Source organism: Mesorhizobium sp. 113-3-9, from assembly GCF_016756515.1.
GTDB lineage: Bacteria > Pseudomonadota > Alphaproteobacteria > Rhizobiales > Rhizobiaceae > Mesorhizobium.
Map to the genome: position 1 here is coordinate 2,938,620 of NZ_AP023246.1, position 15,891 is coordinate 2,954,510.

Genomic DNA, 15,891 nt, shown 5'->3' on the forward strand with positions numbered 1-15,891 from the left:
ATCTGGCCATGGCTTTGGCGAGTACAGCAGTCTGACGTGTCATCTCTCCCTCCCAATTCAAGCTGGTGTTCCGACAACTGCTCGACATGCGGAATTCGTAAGACAGCGCCGGCGGCCTCGGACTTTGTTATTTGGCCGGTTGCGGCTCCGGGAATTTCCACTTGCCATCCAAAATCTCGGCACGCGGACGGTAGAGCCGCACGGTGTAATTCCAGCCCTTCATGATCGGCAAGCAATTGGCGATCTTGCCGTCGCAGCCGCCGAACTGGACGGCAATGGCGCCGTCTTCGCCTTTCTTGGCCGTGAGATTGTTCAAGGAATAGGCGTTGTACGGGTTCTTCTCGTAGTAGCCCTTGGCATCGTAGAGGCTCACCGACCAGAAACCGTCGACGGGCACATCCTTGACGTCGAGTTTGTAGACGGTAGTGCCGTCATTGTTGGCCGGCGTGATGTTCAGATAGGTGGCGTCCTTGTCGGGATTGCCTCCCCATGCAGCCGCGCTGCCGACAAGGTGGTGGACAGGGTCGACATCTTCCTTCTTGCCGAACGCGCCCTTGAAATCCGGCATCGTGGTGGCAAGAACCAGCAGCGCATCGCGCATCCTCTTCTGGCTTGCTTGATCCCACGCCGGGCTTTCGAAGCTGCCCGCCTTGGCCTGCTCGGCCTTTATAGCATCCTGCAAGGCGTGGACTTTCGTCACGTCGCCGGGATCGGTGGGATCGACCAGCGTGCGGATGGCGGCAAGCAGATAGCGCGTGCCGACCGTTTCTTTGTCCAGCTTATAACTGCCGCCGCCATATACGACTTCCGGCACATAGTGGTCTTCGTTGACGATCATCAGCGACATGAAACGGTTCCCCGCATCGGGCAGCGTGATTGTCACCGGACCGGCGTCGAGATCGAAAACGGCAGCCGAATAGAGCGTGTCGCGATTCGCGCGAATAACGGCCTGGTGATCGATGTCCATCGGCTCGCGGTGATGCAGGAACTTGCCGATGCCACCTGCATCCTTAATGGCGCTGCCGAAATAGAGATCGGTTTCGGCGCGAGCAAAATTGTCGATGGTGACGGGCACGGTGTCGGCGCCAAGCGCCGATCCGGTTCCGGCAAGGCAGACGACGAATGCGGCATTCACTACTATGGTTCTCATGTCAGTCTCCCTCAGCGGACCTTCTCGATGTCCGGTAGCACCCACGTCTTGTCGAACAGCGGCTTCTCCGGCCCATAGAGGCGGAACAGCACCTCGAATTTTCCTTTCGGCTGTGTTGGTACCCAGTTCGCCTCCTTGCCCGCCGGCGCCTTGAGACCGAAGTAGACATCGACCGAGCCGTCGGCGTTCTTCTTGAGGTCAGGGTCTAGTGACGAGCGGCTCGACACCTTCATGCCCCTGATGAACGCATGCGTGGACCGGTCGTAGACCGTTGCTGACCAGTAAAGCTTGACCGGTGCGTCCGCTGGCACCGTCAGCCGATAGATACTGCCGCCGTCGAAAGGCTTGCCGTCCTTGTCCGATATGGTCATCAGGTAGAACTGACCCGCCCCAAGATGCTTGGCGCTGAAGAAGGCGACGGAGTAGACGGCTCCGCGAGCATCGACGGGATAAGAATCGGCCTTTCCATAATTGGACGACATCGCTTCGATGAGTTCTTGCGAAGCAGGCACGTTCCAATGGGTATGTGGATAATACGGCGGCGAGAAAAGCGATTCGTATTTCGCGTCGATCACCGCATGTGCCTCGCCGGCGGCATTCGCCAGAATTTTCTGGGTAGCGGCATCGGGTTTGAACGGCTTGCCCTTCTCGATCCCGATCGACTTGAGTTGGTCGATCATCGCCCTATCGCGTTCCAGCCAAGGCTCGCGCTGGATGAAGCGGTCGAGCATCTGGAAGAAGCGCAGGTCGTAGGGAATGGTGTTGTCGTAGACGACATCGATGGCATCGACGAATTTCGTCGGCGGCGGGTTGGCTGCTTGCGAGAGCGGATACATCTTGACCTGCTTCCCGTAAGCGACCGCGCTGGCCACATCGGCATCGCTGGTGCTCCTGAGGCTGGAGCGCAGGATCACGAAGCCGGCATAAGTGCTCGACGGCAGCGCGATGTAGCCATCCGGAACCTTGTCCGAATACCCCGGCGGGAGGATCAGGTATTTGCCGCCCTTGCCCTTGTCGGCGCCGGCGGGGCCGACATCCTCGAGAGCCGTTTGCCAGCCGTCGTCGATGCTGCCGACCAGCGAGCCGCCATTGGCCGGCGGGATCTCGAGAACCACGGGCCCGTCCTTGGTGTTGTAGAAGGGATGGAGGTAGACTGTGCCGGGGTTGGGGGTGAGCGTCTGGTTCTTCCAGTCGGGCAGGCGCGACCAGTAGACGATCTGGTTCCATTCGCCCTTGCTGTCGACCATCCCCTGATACAACAGCTCGAAGTTGACCGCCGGCATGCCCCAGATAACCGATTCGACGGCTCGGCGTTCGATCGTACGCGCGGCGAGTTCAGCAGCGGCCCCAGTCGTCTTCGCGGCGCAGGGATCGACCAGGGACATCGACACCCCAACAGCGAACGCACCTGCAAGCAAATGTCGGAAGGTCATGGCATCCTCCGGATTTCCGTTGGTGGCTCCGTGGTTGAACAAAGGCAGGCGGCAGGCTTCCGCCTGCCGCCGCAGCACGTTTTTCAGTGCCCGCTGTTGAAGCTCGCAGCCATCTTTTCCAGAGCTTGGTCGAGCGTGAAGCTCGCGGCCTTCTGGCGCGGCGGATAATCCTTGAAGGTGGCCAGGAAAGGCTGCACCACGGCTTGGGCGGCCATGATGATGTAGCCCTTGGAGAAATACCAATCGAAGTAGGTGTTCGACGTGATGTCGGCTCGCTCGTACGGGTCAGTCCGCAGATTGAATATTTTGGGACACCGTAGAACGACGAACGGATCCATCCAGAGCTTAAGCGTGCCCTCCGTCCGCTGCTCCATGAACACGACCTTCCAGACTTTCATGCGCAGGGCGACGAGGTTGCCGTCGTCATCGAAATAAACGAGGCCCTCGCGCGGGCTTTTCACGCCTTCCTTCGTCAGGAAGTCGAGAAGATTGTAGCCGTCGATGTGGACCTTGAAGGTCTTGTCGCCCGCCTTGTGGCCCTTGAGCAGCTTTTTAGGAATGTCTGCGTCACCGGCTATGGCGCAGAAGGTCGGCAGCCAGTCGTGATGCTGCACGATGTCGTTGGTCACCTCGCCGGCGGGCACCTTGCCGGGCCAGCGCACCAGCATCGGCACGCGGAAAGCGCCTTCCCAGTTGGTGTCCTTTTCCGAGCGGAACATCGTCATGCCGGCGTCCGGCCAGGTGTTCATATGCGGGCCGTTGTCGGTCGAATACATGACGAAAGTGTCGTCGGCGATGCCGAGCTCGTCCAGATAATCCAGCATCTGACCGACATTCTTGTCGTGGTCGATCATCGTGTCGTGATAAGGCGACTGGCCTTCACCCGCCTGACCGACGCTTTCCGGCTTGGTGTGTGTTCTGGCATGCATGTGCGTGGTGTTCAGCCAGACGAAGAAGGGCTTGTCGGCGGCGTGCTGCCGCTTGATGAAGTCTTTTGCCTTCTCCACGACCTCGTCATCGACCGTCTCCATGCGCTTGCGTGTCAGCGGCCCCGTATCCTCGATCTTCTGCTTGCCGACCCGGCCCCAGCGCGGCTGCTCCGTAGGATCGTCCTTGTCCGTCGCCCAACAATGGAGCAGGCCCCTGGGGCCGAACTTTTCCTTGAATCGCGGATCCTTGGGATAGTCTGGCTCTTCCGGGTCTTCCTCGGCGTTGAGGTGATAGAGATTGCCGTAGAACTCGTCGAAGCCGTGCACCGTCGGCAGGTATTTATTCATGTCGCCGAGATGGTTCTTGCCGAACTGACCGGTCGCGTAGCCGAGCGGCTTCAAAAGTTCGGCGATTGTAGCGTCTTCGGCTTGTAGCCCGACATCGGCGCCTGGCAGGCCGACTTTTGAAAGACCCGTGCGGTAGACGCTCTGGCCGGTGATGAAGGACGACCGGCCGGCGGTGCAGGACTGTTCGCCATAGGCGTCGGTGAACATCAGGCCTTCCTTGGCGAGGCGGTCGATGTTGGGTGTCTTGTAGCCCATCAGTCCATGCGTGTAGCAACTCAGATTGGCCGTGCCGATATCGTCGCCCCATATGACGAGGATGTTCGGCTTGCCGGCCTTTGGTGATTTCGCCATCTTTCCTGCCTCCTGTGGTTAATCTGCCCGGCTACATGGATCGAGCCGGTTTTCTTCGCTCGAAGCCGTCAGCCAGCTGACGCGTCGGTGAACGGGCCGACGTTGAAAACCATGCTGAAGATCGCCACGAGGCCGACCACCAGCAGGATCACCGCGGTGACCAGCGTGAAGGAAACGGGATAGCCGCTGTCGCCATGGATCAGCCCGGCTTCGCGCATGTCGTTGCGCTCGCGGCGCAGACCGACCATGAACTGCACATGGTAGATGATGCCGATGATCAGCATCACGATGCCGAGCAGCACCAGCGTCACCCCGAAATTGCGGGGTGCGGCCGCGTGCGCCAGCGTGCCGGCATCCCTGAGCTTTTGAAATACCTGGTAGATGGTGAAGCCGAAGCTGATCAGCGACAGCGCGGTGCGGATCACCGACATCAGCGTACGATCGGCGCTCATGCGCGTCCGCTGGAACGACATGCCGGTGCGCCGCGCGGAAAGCTCGACGGAGATCTTGTCGGAACCGGATCCGGCGGTAACGGGTTCAACGCTCATTGCAGGTGTCCTGCGAACGGAGAGAAGTCGACCGGCACTGTTGGAGCGCGGCGGAAACTTTCGAAGTACGTTACGGTAACGATACGTGTCGGGAGGGCCGAACCGCGCGTCTGATTGTGGGGCAGGGCCTCGGCTCAATCCGCCGCCGGATCGGCCTTCAGGATCGTTCCGAGCTGATCGGGGGCAGGGGTATTCCCTCTTCCCTCCACGATCGCGATGGGAGCGCTGACCGTCGTTGCCGCGACCTTGCCAACCGTACCGACCGTGCCGGCAATCACCATGCCCAGTCCGTCACCAAGGCCAACCCTGGAGTCGGTGAGGATTTGACCGGAGGCCAATTGAGATCCCAGCAGCGCCACGATTTCAGGGCTCTCGGCGAACTTGCTGTGATTCAGGCGGTCGTCCGTCTTCACATTGGTCAGGTCGATGACCGTTATTCCCGCCGCCTGCAGCTTCGACTTGTAGGGCTCTTTTGACGGATCGATCTGGCCCACCCGGTCGACATCGCCGGAAATCAAACGCGAGATTGCCAGAGCGCGGTCGTCCCGCGAGATCATGATCGTGAATTTCGGCTTCTCTGGTCCGAGCTCGGTCCACTGGCGCCCGAAGACATCCACGTCAAGGTCGGGAGATGCAAGAATTACGTTCCTGATCTTCGCAGAGACCCGGCCATCCTGCAGAGCCATTTGCCTCAGCCCTTCCATGGCGAGCCAGGTCCCCATCGAGTGGGCCATGACGGTGATGTCCGTCACCGTGCGATCATTGGCCAAAGCCTTCAATGCCCGCTCGAAGGCCGTGCGGGAAAAGTTGGTGCTTTCCTTGTCGTAATTGTAGTCCAGGACGCTCGCGCGCGATGGCCAGGTGAAGAGGATGGGCGTGACCTTCGCCCCCGAGTCATGGACGAATTGCGCGAACCGAAAAACGGAATCCTCGTAGCGGTTGTTGAAGCCATGCACGAAGACGAGCACATGGCCGTTCGAATTGTGGGAGTGTAGCCAGTCGCCCGCCTGCGGGATCGAAAGGTTCTTCGCCGCGACGACGGCGAATTCCTTCCGGGGGTCCGGTGGCAATCTCCTCGGCCATTCGACGGTGCCGGATACACGGTTCGGCGGAATTGAAATGGTCAGGTCGGTCAACGAAAGTGTCGGGCTGCGCTCGCCCGTGAACAATGTTGCAGGATCGCCCGAAGGTTTGCGGCTGGTCGCCACCAGCATCGTTACGTCAGACGCCGATGCTGAACGCGTATTCGCCGCTACCGGTGCCAAAACGCCTTTCGGTCCTCCTGCGCACGCCGTCAGCGTGAGCAGGCACGAAGCCGCGACAAATCCGCTAATCCACTTGCGCATCGAGCAGCACCTGGTTTGTCACCGCTCAAAACTTCCCGGAAATGTCGAAGAATACAGCGTCGCCCTTCATGCGGTTTTCGGCCTCGACCTCATGGGCCCATCTCAAGCTGAGATCGACCTCGGTCTTCTCTCCGAACTTGGCCTTGTATTTGACCAGCGGTCCAACCGCGATGGAGTGGCCCCTGAAGCCGTCATGGGCGTCGGCGAACGCGCTACGGTCATCTTCGATCTGGTCCAGGAAGCCTGCGATTGCCCCCACGGACAGGTTCTCCGTCAAGGCCTTCGTCACCGAGAGATCCAGATGGGCCGTCGCACCGCTGTAGTAATCGGTGTCCTGGTTCTTGGTGTTGATATCCACGCCGAATTTGGCCGAGAGGTCCAGCCCATGTTCCGGGATGAGGTAGGTGAATCCGATCGCCGGGGTGAACGTCCAGTAATTGAGGCCGATGAAGGCAAGGTCTCCCTCCTTCCATTCGCCGGTGGGCGCGGTGACCGTCAGGGATGCCGACACCCAGCTATTCATGGCGTCGTTGTGCCAGCCAAACACCAGCGGGGCGAAAGCGATGTCGCCGAGCCCGGTAACATGCTGATCCGCCCCCAAGGGGCCAAGCTCCGCCGAGGCAGCCGTTCGACCCAGTGGAACGGCAAGCTGGACGGCATAAGTCCAGTTTCCCGGCAAGTGCAACTCGGGCACATAAACCCCGGCCAGAATCATGGAATAGATATCACCGGTGAGACCGACCGCGACCGAGCCGTTGCCGAATGGAACCTGGCCACTCGCTTCGCCATGGTAATAGATGTTGGACATTGCCCAATAGGCGGCTCCCGGCGTGGGCGGCACAATGCCCGCGCCAGGGCCGGCGAAGGCGCCGGGGATATAGCGGCCCGCGACGGCCTCGGTGGCATTTGCTTCCTTCACGGAAGCGAACGCCGCAAGAACCGCTGTCGCGGTCACCAGCCAGGCAAGTGATCTTGCTTCAGTCATCGTCTCCCTCTCCATGCCGAGGTTTTCATTGGCCGCTAAAAACTCACCAACGAAACACCAACCTCCATATTGAAGTCGTACGGCCTGTCGTTCCCGATACCGATGCCTGGCCTGATATAACCGTTGATGGCGCCGCCATTCGGCATCCTGCCCAGATTGAACCCCAGGGCGACCTCCCAGGACATGGGTTCGGTCCTGGCTTCGAAATCGTAACTCGCGGTCAGGTCCGACGTCAGCCACCAGCGTTTGGCATGCGGCTTGTAGACGACGTAGATGTCGAAATCGCCGCGATTGACGTTGGCCCGGTCGCTGTCGCCGGCGAATGAAAAGCTCTGGATATAGGCCGGCGCGATTATGACCTCGGGGCTGGCAAAATAGGCCCAGGTCAGTCCGGGCGCTGCGACCCATTTGCCGGTGCCAAGCACGTCCTCGGAGGCGGTCGGCGCGTAGATCTCGGTGCTGAGGATAAACGCCTGCCGGCTGCTTAAATAAGGAATCCAGCTGAGCTTCGCCGAGATGTCGCCGAGGCCGAATTCGTCGTCGCCGCCCAGGTTGGTTGCGTCGAGCGGCAAGGTCAGGCGAACCGAAGCCTTTCCGTCGAAAAACGGCTCGGTATAACGGACGTTCGTGATGTTGCAGTATTCGTCCCCTGGCAGGAATCTATACTCGTTCGAGAATGACAGCGTCCTTGTCAGGACGGCAGGGTTCGTCCCCGAAGTATCCTTGGCCTCCTGGGCCTCGGCATGTCCGGCAAAAGCTAGCGCAATGGCAAAGGCGAGCGCACGACAATTCGAGCCGGATGCGGGAGCTGCTGCTTCGAGCCCCCGAGGGCGGAAGGTGCCAGCCGGCAGGATTGCACCGGCGCCGGAGCGAATGCGTCCCATGAACATACCCGGTCACGACCCTCTGCTGCGCGCCGAAGCTTTTGGCGCATCACACAATTGAATCGGAATGCCGGGAAGCGAAGTACGTTACAGTTACAGAGGCCACGCTCACGTTATCGCCGGATATCACTTCAGCGCCGGATGTCACGTTATCGCCGGATGTCACTGGCACATGCGAATAATGTCGGTCTCCAGCTCGGTGCAAAGCTCTTCATATTCGGCAATCGCATCGCGGTTCGCGTTTCCCTTTTCCTTTCTCAACCGATCCAGGGCCACGTTGGCGTCCTCGTAAGCGCCACACAGGCCGAGCAGATGAGGATCCGTCGCGCTGAGGATTTGAAGCATGCCGCGCAAGGCCGGCATCTTGATCATGAGCCTTAGCAAGCCCCGACGATCGTGGTCGCGTTCCGAAGGCATGGCCATGGGTTTCAAACCGGATGAAGGACCTCGTGCGTGGGAGGCATTCCATCAAACATCACCGCAGTTCGGGGAGGCGCGCCAGCACTTTACTGTTACAATCGAGTTTTCTCCCGGTCTGCCCGGGTCGTTGCCTTGGCGTTCAACAGCGCTATCCGGCTTCTGGCGGCGTTTCCATCGGTCAATCTCCCGGAAGGCCTGCTTGTTACCGTTTCGTATCGGTATATGTGGCAGCCAAGTATTGTGCCTGCGGGGCCATCTCCTACTCTGACTGCCTGACGCGCTCGGTCAATCGGATGGGGCTTCTCCGAGGCCTGCATCCCTTGTCAGCCAGCGCATCCAAACCGCAGTCATCGACTTCGCAGCCTGAAGTCTGTGCCGGCGCGACACCAAACCGTTGGAGTCCGCGATGCCAAGAGATCTCGTTTCCAAAAGCTTTATCCGTCCTTGTGGCTGGCTGCTTGCCGGCGCCCTGACCATCCTGCCGATCGGCAACGCGATGGCTGACGATGCGAAAGACATACTCAAGGCCATGTCGGACTACATGGCCAAGCAGAAGAGTTTTTCCTTCGGCTACGATTCCTCGATTGAAGTCGTCACGCGCGATTTCGAAAAGCTGCAGTTCGCCAGCTCGGGCAAGGTCGAGGTCGCCAGGCCCGACAAGATCGCCGTATCGAGGATTGGCGGTTTTGCCGATGTCGAAACCGTCTTCGACGGCACCACCCTGTCGATCCTCGGCAAGAACTTGAACGTCTATAGCCAGGTGGAGGCCAAGGGCACGCTGGATGACCTTGGTGAGCGACTTTCGAGTGCCGGCATTGATCCGCCGGGAGCCGATATTCTGGCGTCAAACGTCTTCGATATCCTTATGGACGGGGTCACCGACGCCCGGCACATTTCAAGCGCCTATATCGATGGCGTCGAGTGCGAGTATCTTGCCTTCCGATCGCACGACGTCGACTGGCAGATATGGATTCAGGCCGGCGATCAGCCGATCCCCAGGCGCTATGTCATCACCAGCAAGCACCTCTCGCAGGCGCCGCAATACACTCTCCAGACCAGGGATTGGAAATTCGATTCCGATGTCGCGGCGAACGATTTCAAATTCAAGGCACCGGCCGACGCCAAGAAAGTCGACCTGAGCGAAATCGCGCAGATCGACGAGGTTCCAAGCCCTGAAGACGACGGAGACCATCAATGACCAGGTTCGGCAAACTCCTGACGGCATCGATTTTCGGTGGATTCTTGTGCGCTGAAATCGGACCTGTTTCCGACCTCGCTTTCCTCGGGGTTCTCAACCCTGTTTCGACCGCACAGGCAAGGATCGGTCATCCGCTGACGCCGCTGTCCTATGCCGGAGTGGCGCGCCGTACGGCGCGCAGAACAACAAGGCGCGTCATTGCACGGCAGATCGCGGTGCTGCCGCCAGCCTGCGTCTACGGTCTCTACTACGGTCACTACTACTACAATTGCGGTGGCGTCTATTATGCGAGGACTGGTGGCGTGTACGTCGAAGTCGTCGTTCGGTAGATGAGCCCGATCATGGATAGACGCACGGTGCTTGCCGGCATGCTGGCGGCCGGACTGCCGCTCTCCAGCGTCGTGTCCGCTCGCGCCCAGGCAGCACCTCTCGCTTCATGGCATGAGGGGCCTGCCAAGGCATCGATCATGGACTTTGTCGCCAAGGTCACGACGCCATCCGGCCGTGATTTCGTTATCGCGGATGAACGGATCGCGGTTTTCGACAATGACGGAACACTGTGGTGCGAACAGCCGATCTATTCTCAACTCGCCTTCGCGCTGGATCAGGTAAAGCTGCTCGCGCCGGATCACCCGCAATGGCAGACGCAGGAGCCCTTCAAGTCGGTGATCTCCAATGACCTGAAAGGTCTGGTCCGCTCTGGCGAGCAAGGAATATTCGAGATCGTCGCGGCGACGCATGCCGGCATGACCACCGACGAGTTCGACCGCGCCGTCCTCGATTGGACCAGAACGGCAAGGCATCCCCGCTTTCGTCGCGCCTACACCGAGCTTGTTTTCCAGCCGATGCTGGAACTGCTCGAGCTCCTGCGCCAGAACGATTTCAAGATCTTCGTGGTCTCGGGTGGCGGTATCGATTTCATGCGTCCCTGGATGGAAGCGGTCTATGGCGTCCCGCCGGAGAGGATCGTCGGCTCATCGGGCGTGACCAGATACGTCGTCGGAGCGGACGGCAAGCCGGCCCTGATCAAGGACGCCAAGGTCGATTTCGTCGATGACGGTCCCGGCAAACCTGTCGGCATCAACAAATTCATTGGCCGCAGACCTATCTTTGCGTTCGGGAATTCGGACGGCGATCTGCAGATGTTGCAATGGACCGCGGCTGGAAGCGGCCCGCGATTTATAGGGATCGTGCATCACACCGACGCCGATCGTGAATATGCCTACGATCGCGTCTCTTCGGTCGGAAAGTTGGACAAGGCGTTGGACGAAGCTGTGAACGGCCATTGGGTCGTCGTTGACATGAAGCAGGACTGGAAAGCGGTCTTTCCTTCCTGAAAGGCACGGGCCTCATCGGGAATTCAATGCACGGGATCTGAATACGTCGGGGTAGAGAACAATGAACGGAAAACCGTATCGTGGCGCAATGGCTGGCATTGTCTTGTTTGCCGGAGGAGCGGGTCATGTCGCAGCTGCCTCCATGGAGGCGTTGCAAGGCGCATGGACAATGAACGGGACGGGATGTGAGGACAATTTCGAGAAGCGAGGCAAAGGTTTTGAGTACAAGGACCGGAGTTCTTCGCTGACGACGGGAATCATCGTCTCCGGCAGCAGGGTCCTCGGACCCAACTCCAGTTGCAAGGCGGAGAAAATCTCTCAGAATGGCGATCGCTTTTCGGTACTGCTGAGCTGCTCGGATGCGGTTCTGTTCAGCAGTTTCTCAGCATCCTTCCGTGTCATCGACAAGACCCATTTCGAGCGTTTCGACCCTCAATTTCCAGAGATTTCCGTCATCTATTACAAATGCGAATTTTGAAGTGACTGCGCGCGGCCCTGGCCAACAGGCTTCCGCGCTGTTTTCGGCCCCGCCCTGTTGTTTGGATCCGGTATCGCTCACGGCAGCCTGTTTGACGGACGTGCCGCCTTCCCGATCGCGTGGTCTGGTCATCATGTTCGTCGTGGCGATCGGCGCTTCTTGCGCCGCCTTCAGCCTGTCAGCGATCCTAGAAGCGGTCGCTCGTTCTCCGGCCCATTTCGATCATCAATATCGTCGGGCAAGGCGTCTCTCGAAGAAACCGAAGCCGGTCGTCACAATTGCGGCCAGCAGGAAATATCCCAACGCGGCGGCGAACAGAGGCTCGTAGATCCTGAAAGTCTGCGCACGAACCAGGTTCGCTGCACCCATGAGTTCGAAGACGGTGATCGTCGAGGCCAGGGCGGTCCCCTTCAGAAGCAGGATATTCTGCCCTCCGATCGCCGGCAGGGCTAACCGGAAGGCCTGTGGCAATAGCACGGAAATCATGATCCGTGTTTTCGACAGCCCAAGCGACTGGCCGGCCTCACGCTGACCGTCAGGAATAGCCTGTATCGCGCCTCTCCATATTTCGCCGCAATAGGCCGCGGTGTTCAGGGACAGGGTAAGAAACGCGTAGCAATAAGCGCCTCGAAGAAGGGGCCAAAATGGGCTGTACCTTATCGAAGGGATACCGCCGAGGAGCTGGCCGACGCCGAAGTAGCAAAGGTAGAGCTGGACGAGAAGCGGCGTGCCACGGAAAGCCAGGATGAAGGCGACCGCCGGGTAGCGAAGCCATGGCCTTGCCGATAACCGGGCAAGGGCGACCGGGATGGCCAGCAGATTGCCGACCAGCGCGCAGCCGATAAACAGGACGACGGTGGTCTGGATGCCGGCCAGGAGCTGGGCGGCGAGATATTGCCCGAATTCTGTCACGCTATCCGCGCCTCCCGGTATTGGCGGTTGATGTTTCCAGGGCGTGGAAGAGCATCGCCGACAGGCCTGACATGACCAGGAACACGAATGCGATCGCGCAATAGAACAGGAAGTAATCGCGCGTCGCCCCAGCGGCCATCTTGCCGGCGAGAACGAGCTCCGTGAAACCGATGAGGCTGACGAGCGAGCTTTCTTTCAGGACGACCAGCCACAAATTGCCTAGCCCTGGCAGCGCCAATGGGATCATCTGCGGAAGGATCACCAGGAAGAAGGCTTGGCTGCGGGTCAAACCAAGCGCGTGGGCCGCCTCGGCCTGGCCTCGCGGGATGGCGGTGATCGCACCGCGAAGAACTTCCGTGCTGTAGCCGCCTTGAACGATCCCGAGCGACAAAGTCGCCGCCACAAATCCGTTCATCTGAAATTCGGACGTAAACCCGGCAAAGGTTACGACCGAACGCAATGCGTCGGTCGCGGTATAGTAGACGAGAAAAATAATCAGGATGTCGGGGACGGAGCGGATAATGGTGGTGTAGGCGGTGGCGACAAAGACAGCTGTCCGGCGCTTTGAAAGCTTGGCCAACGCACCCGCAAGGCCAAGCGTCAGGCCAACGATATAGGCGCTTATCGAAATCTCGACGCTCAGCAAGGCGCCGCGAAGCAATTCGTCGCCCCAGCCCTTGTCTCCGAAGCCGAGCAAGGTCAGCCAAGACACGATCGAATCCATGCGGCAAGTTCCAATGAGGATGGTGCCGGCCGGAACGGGATGGCCGGCATTAGAGCAATTCCAGGAAAAGCGTGAGCGGTTTTCCGTCCGGAATTGCATCAAAACAAGGAGTTGGAATGGTTCGCCGTTTCCGTGAAACGGTGAAGTGCTCTGCTTGTTTGATTTGGGGCGGATGATTTCAGGTCGATACGACCTGAAATCATCCGGCTCCAGGCCCCCTACATCCGATGATCAATCGCCGTAGATGTCGAAATCGAAATATCGCTTGGTTATCGTGTCATACTCGCCGCTGGCCTTTACGGCCTTCAGCGCGGCGTTGAGGCGGTCCCTGAGCGCCGTGTCCTCCTTGCGCAGGCCGCCGCCGTCCCCGTCGCCGAACATCTTTTCATGCGGCAGGGTAACCTTGATTTCATAGGCCTGGCCTTCCGGCTTTTTCAGGAAGTCCTGGATCTGGATACCCGCCGCCGCCATCAGGTCCACACGGCCGGCTTGCATGTCGGCGATTTCATCGTCCAGCGTCGGATAGATCTTTACTTCGCCAATGCCGTTCAACTTATCCTGCATGTAAGTCGCCTGCAGGCTCGCACTCTGCGCCGCCACGGCGACGCCCTTGAAAGTGTCCGGCTTTGCCACATCGAATTGCCGCGTGTCGGCCTTGGCGCCGACAAGTACGTTGGGCGAATAGTAATACTTGTCGGTGAAGTCGATCACCTCCTTGCGCTTGTCAGTGATCGACATAGAGCTCCAGATGACATCGAATTTCTTGGCCAGCAGTGCGGGAATGATGCCGTCCCAGGCGATGTCGACGATTTCGCACTTCGCCTTCATCTGTGTGCAGACGGCATTCATCAGGTCGATTTCCCAGCCTTGCCATTTGCCGCTGGCATCCTTGACCGAGAAGGGCGCGTATGGCTCGGCGGCTACCCCGAAGCGAATGACGTCTTCGGCGGTCGCTGAGGACGTGGCGGCGGCGCCAAAGGCCGCGGCGATTAGTGATACGATAACTGCCAGTTTTTTCATGACGGTTCCCCTTTTTGTTTCCTGCTGAATTGTCATTTCGCAGGGTGGTCTTCAAAAACGCTAACAGTTCAAGTCAAGGCGATCTAATGCCCTCTGCCGCGCGGTTCATCACCAATAGTTATGACAACGGCAGGGGCGCGAATGGTGCATTGCGGCCTGAGCCTCGACTGTGTCGAACACCCTCTTCGGCCGCTTCCGTCGATCCAATCATGAGTTTTCCTCACCAGCCTCATTCTGAAGGAAATAGGTGCGGCACTTGTCCGCCAAATCCGGGCTGTGCCATCGTCGATCCGATCCCGTCCTTGGGTGACTGCGACGCCGACAGCGAGGTCTCGTGAGACTTGAGTTTGCCAAATGAGCGGCCTTCCCGGATCTGTCGAGGACCTGAGCGAAAGAATCGCTTCCGGCCTTTCGCCGGTGACGATCGTGGAAGGCTGTCTGGAGAGGATCCATGCGCTGAACGGGCAAATCAGGGCGATGATCTTCGTGAACGAAGCCCATGCCCTCGATGCCGCACTGCAGGCAGAGCGCGAAATTCAGGCAGGTCGCTGGCGCGGTCCGCTGCATGGCGTGCCCATCGCGATCAAGGACATTGTTGATGTGATGCACTGGCCGACGACCGCGGGATCCCTGCTGTTGCGTGACCAGGTCGCCCAGAATAGCGCGGCCTGCGTCGCCAACCTCCAGGCGGCAGGCGCAATCATCATCGGCAAGACCAACCTTCATGAGTTCTGCGTTGGCGGGCATGACAATCCCTGGTTCGGCAAGGTCGTCAATCCGCTCGATGCAAGCCGCGGAACGGGCGGCACCAGCAGCGGATCGGCAGCGGCGGTTGCCGCGGGTTTCTGTGCGGCGGCGATCGGCACCGACAGCGGCGGTTCGAACCGGTCTCCGGCGGCCGCGACGGGGTTGTTCGGCTATAAGCCGACCAATGGTCTGATCGACACGAAGGGTGTGATGGGTATCGCGCCCTCGCTGGACTGCGTCGGCGTGCTGGCGCGCTCGACGAGGGATGTTCGCCTGGTCACCGAGGCCCTGGCCGGAAAGCGCTTCAGCCGGCCGCAGGGCAGCGGAAGCGTAAAGAGGACCGGCATGACCATCGCCGTGTGCCCCGAACTGACCGGGGCACACGTCGACAACACTATCGAGACGGCATTGGCCGCGCTGCTCGATCAGCCCTTCGTTCGCACGGTGGAAATCGCCTTCGACGACAGAGAGCAATTCGTGGCCGCGGGCCTGACGATCCTGCAATACGAATTTGCCAGGACCTACCAGGATCCAATCGGGCGGAACCCGGATCTGGTCGGCGACGCGGTTCGCGTTTTCCTCGAGGACGGCGTCGGCATCGGCGCGGACGCCTACGACAGAGCCGTCGGGATCCGCGAGGATGCGCGTCGGCGCTTCATGGTGAAAATGGCGGGCCTGGATGCCCTGGCAGTCCCGACGGCTCCCGGCTCGGCGCCCCGGCTCTCGGACGAGCTTACCCAGGTGAAGGGTGAAATGGTGTCATGGGGGATGGCAGGCGGCCGGTTTCGCCGCTGGGCAAATATGCTCGGCATGCCGGCCTTGGCAGTCCCGTTGGATGTTGCCGATAACCTTCCCGTGTCGGTACAGCTTGCCGCTCTTCCCGGCCGGGATGCCGCCTTGCTCGACCTTGCCGAGACGTTGACCGGCACCTGACTGGCGTTCGCAGGTCGTCAAAGTTCATAACCTGCTGGAATGAACTTCATTCGCTTGGCTATTGGAACGCCCGCTATCGCCAGTTAACATCGGCTTTGCCGTGGCTTGCTCGGACGGCGCATCGTTTTATCGGCGGGGCAGGGTCAGC

16 protein-coding genes are annotated in these 15,891 nt (G+C 59.8%); 5 read left to right on the top strand and 11 right to left on the bottom strand.

Features of this window, described 5'->3' with window-relative positions; all coding sequences use genetic code 11:
• Nucleotides 1-127: 127 nt before the first annotated feature.
• The 8 genes from MesoLj_RS14265 to MesoLj_RS14300 form a co-directional block, all read right to left on the bottom strand.
• Nucleotides 128-1,150 (bottom strand): DUF1254 domain-containing protein, encoded by a 1,023-nt coding sequence (locus MesoLj_RS14265; RefSeq protein ID WP_202326401.1) that lies wholly within the window; start codon nucleotides 1,148-1,150, stop codon nucleotides 128-130.
• Between the two features lie 11 nt (nucleotides 1,151-1,161).
• A complete protein-coding gene (locus tag MesoLj_RS14270; RefSeq protein ID WP_202326402.1) occupies nucleotides 1,162-2,583 on the bottom strand; it encodes a DUF1254 domain-containing protein in 1,422 nt (473 codons plus the stop codon).
• An 83-nt stretch (nucleotides 2,584-2,666) separates the two neighbouring features.
• Nucleotides 2,667-4,211, bottom strand: coding sequence for an arylsulfatase (locus tag MesoLj_RS14275; RefSeq protein ID WP_202326403.1), 1,545 nt, complete (start codon nucleotides 4,209-4,211; stop codon nucleotides 2,667-2,669).
• 68 nt (nucleotides 4,212-4,279) lie between these two features.
• Nucleotides 4,280-4,759, bottom strand: a complete 480-nt coding sequence (locus MesoLj_RS14280; RefSeq protein ID WP_244735399.1) for a YidH family protein — start codon at nucleotides 4,757-4,759, stop codon at nucleotides 4,280-4,282.
• A gap of 134 nt (nucleotides 4,760-4,893) precedes the next feature.
• Nucleotides 4,894-6,105 carry an alpha/beta hydrolase gene (locus MesoLj_RS14285; protein WP_202326404.1) on the bottom strand — a complete coding sequence of 404 codons (1,212 nt, stop codon included), beginning with the start codon at nucleotides 6,103-6,105 and terminating at the stop codon, nucleotides 4,894-4,896.
• A 25-nt stretch (nucleotides 6,106-6,130) separates the two neighbouring features.
• Entirely contained in the window at nucleotides 6,131-7,090 is a 960-nt protein-coding gene (locus MesoLj_RS14290; protein WP_202326405.1) for a SphA family protein, read from the bottom strand.
• A 35-nt stretch (nucleotides 7,091-7,125) separates the two neighbouring features.
• A complete protein-coding gene (locus MesoLj_RS14295) occupies nucleotides 7,126-7,974 on the bottom strand; it encodes a hypothetical protein (RefSeq protein WP_202326406.1) in 849 nt (282 codons plus the stop codon).
• Between the two features lie 162 nt (nucleotides 7,975-8,136).
• A complete protein-coding gene (locus tag MesoLj_RS14300) occupies nucleotides 8,137-8,397 on the bottom strand; it encodes a hypothetical protein (RefSeq protein WP_140774358.1) in 261 nt (86 codons plus the stop codon).
• 403 nt (nucleotides 8,398-8,800) lie between these two features.
• Here MesoLj_RS14300 and MesoLj_RS14305 point away from each other — a divergent pair, with 403 nt between their 5' ends.
• The 4 genes from MesoLj_RS14305 to MesoLj_RS14320 all read left to right on the top strand — a co-directional run bounded on the left by MesoLj_RS14305 (nucleotide 8,801) and on the right by MesoLj_RS14320 (nucleotide 11,407).
• Entirely contained in the window at nucleotides 8,801-9,592 is a 792-nt protein-coding gene (locus MesoLj_RS14305; RefSeq protein ID WP_202326407.1) for a DUF2092 domain-containing protein, read from the top strand.
• The gene (locus MesoLj_RS14310; RefSeq protein ID WP_244735401.1) at nucleotides 9,589-9,921 is read left to right on the top strand and encodes a hypothetical protein; all 333 of its coding nucleotides are present in this window, start codon (nucleotides 9,589-9,591) and stop codon (nucleotides 9,919-9,921) included. Before MesoLj_RS14305 ends, MesoLj_RS14310 begins: the two co-directional genes overlap by 4 nt.
• A 12-nt stretch (nucleotides 9,922-9,933) precedes the next feature.
• Nucleotides 9,934-10,929 carry an HAD family hydrolase gene (locus tag MesoLj_RS14315; protein ID WP_244735403.1) on the top strand — a complete coding sequence of 332 codons (996 nt, stop codon included), beginning with the start codon at nucleotides 9,934-9,936 and terminating at the stop codon, nucleotides 10,927-10,929.
• Between the two features lie 61 nt (nucleotides 10,930-10,990).
• Nucleotides 10,991-11,407 (top strand): hypothetical protein, encoded by a 417-nt coding sequence (locus MesoLj_RS14320; protein WP_202326409.1) that lies wholly within the window; start codon nucleotides 10,991-10,993, stop codon nucleotides 11,405-11,407.
• Between the two features lie 225 nt (nucleotides 11,408-11,632).
• Here the strand turns inward: MesoLj_RS14320 and MesoLj_RS14325 are convergent, their stop codons facing one another.
• The 3 genes from MesoLj_RS14325 to MesoLj_RS14335 all read right to left on the bottom strand — a co-directional run bounded on the left by MesoLj_RS14325 (nucleotide 11,633) and on the right by MesoLj_RS14335 (nucleotide 14,063).
• Nucleotides 11,633-12,319 carry an ABC transporter permease gene (locus tag MesoLj_RS14325; RefSeq protein ID WP_140774353.1) on the bottom strand — a complete coding sequence of 229 codons (687 nt, stop codon included), beginning with the start codon at nucleotides 12,317-12,319 and terminating at the stop codon, nucleotides 11,633-11,635.
• Nucleotide 12,320: 1 nt separating this feature from the next.
• Entirely contained in the window at nucleotides 12,321-12,980 is a 660-nt protein-coding gene (locus MesoLj_RS14330; RefSeq protein ID WP_244735405.1) for an ABC transporter permease, read from the bottom strand.
• 294 nt (nucleotides 12,981-13,274) lie between these two features.
• Nucleotides 13,275-14,063, bottom strand: coding sequence for a transporter substrate-binding domain-containing protein (locus MesoLj_RS14335; RefSeq protein ID WP_244735407.1), 789 nt, complete (start codon nucleotides 14,061-14,063; stop codon nucleotides 13,275-13,277).
• 354 nt (nucleotides 14,064-14,417) lie between these two features.
• Here MesoLj_RS14335 and MesoLj_RS14340 point away from each other — a divergent pair, with 354 nt between their 5' ends.
• On the top strand, nucleotides 14,418-15,743 hold the full coding sequence (locus MesoLj_RS14340) for an amidase (protein ID WP_202326411.1): 1,326 nt from the start codon (nucleotides 14,418-14,420) through the stop codon (nucleotides 15,741-15,743).
• The last annotated feature ends 148 nt before the right edge of the window (nucleotides 15,744-15,891 follow it).

What these genes read in the sequence shown, in the direction of transcription:
- MesoLj_RS14295 (WP_202326406.1), bottom strand. Translation starts at nt 7,974, where the DNA reads ATGGGACGCATTCGCTCCGGCGCCGGTGCAATCCTGCCGGCTGGCACC.
- MesoLj_RS14270 (WP_202326402.1), bottom strand. Translation starts at nt 2,583, where the DNA reads ATGACCTTCCGACATTTGCTTGCAGGTGCGTTCGCTGTTGGGGTGTCG.
- MesoLj_RS14285 (WP_202326404.1), bottom strand. Translation starts at nt 6,105, where the DNA reads ATGCGCAAGTGGATTAGCGGATTTGTCGCGGCTTCGTGCCTGCTCACG.
- MesoLj_RS14310 (WP_244735401.1), top strand. Translation starts at nt 9,589, where the DNA reads ATGACCAGGTTCGGCAAACTCCTGACGGCATCGATTTTCGGTGGATTC.
- MesoLj_RS14280 (WP_244735399.1), bottom strand. Translation starts at nt 4,759, where the DNA reads ATGAGCGTTGAACCCGTTACCGCCGGATCCGGTTCCGACAAGATCTCC.
- MesoLj_RS14340 (WP_202326411.1), top strand. Translation starts at nt 14,418, where the DNA reads ATGAGCGGCCTTCCCGGATCTGTCGAGGACCTGAGCGAAAGAATCGCT.
- MesoLj_RS14315 (WP_244735403.1), top strand. Translation starts at nt 9,934, where the DNA reads ATGGATAGACGCACGGTGCTTGCCGGCATGCTGGCGGCCGGACTGCCG.
- MesoLj_RS14300 (WP_140774358.1), bottom strand. Translation starts at nt 8,397, where the DNA reads ATGGCCATGCCTTCGGAACGCGACCACGATCGTCGGGGCTTGCTAAGG.
- MesoLj_RS14320 (WP_202326409.1), top strand. Translation starts at nt 10,991, where the DNA reads ATGAACGGAAAACCGTATCGTGGCGCAATGGCTGGCATTGTCTTGTTT.
- MesoLj_RS14290 (WP_202326405.1), bottom strand. Translation starts at nt 7,090, where the DNA reads ATGACTGAAGCAAGATCACTTGCCTGGCTGGTGACCGCGACAGCGGTT.
- MesoLj_RS14275 (WP_202326403.1), bottom strand. Translation starts at nt 4,211, where the DNA reads ATGGCGAAATCACCAAAGGCCGGCAAGCCGAACATCCTCGTCATATGG.
- MesoLj_RS14335 (WP_244735407.1), bottom strand. Translation starts at nt 14,063, where the DNA reads ATGAAAAAACTGGCAGTTATCGTATCACTAATCGCCGCGGCCTTTGGC.
- MesoLj_RS14265 (WP_202326401.1), bottom strand. Translation starts at nt 1,150, where the DNA reads ATGAGAACCATAGTAGTGAATGCCGCATTCGTCGTCTGCCTTGCCGGA.
- MesoLj_RS14305 (WP_202326407.1), top strand. Translation starts at nt 8,801, where the DNA reads ATGCCAAGAGATCTCGTTTCCAAAAGCTTTATCCGTCCTTGTGGCTGG.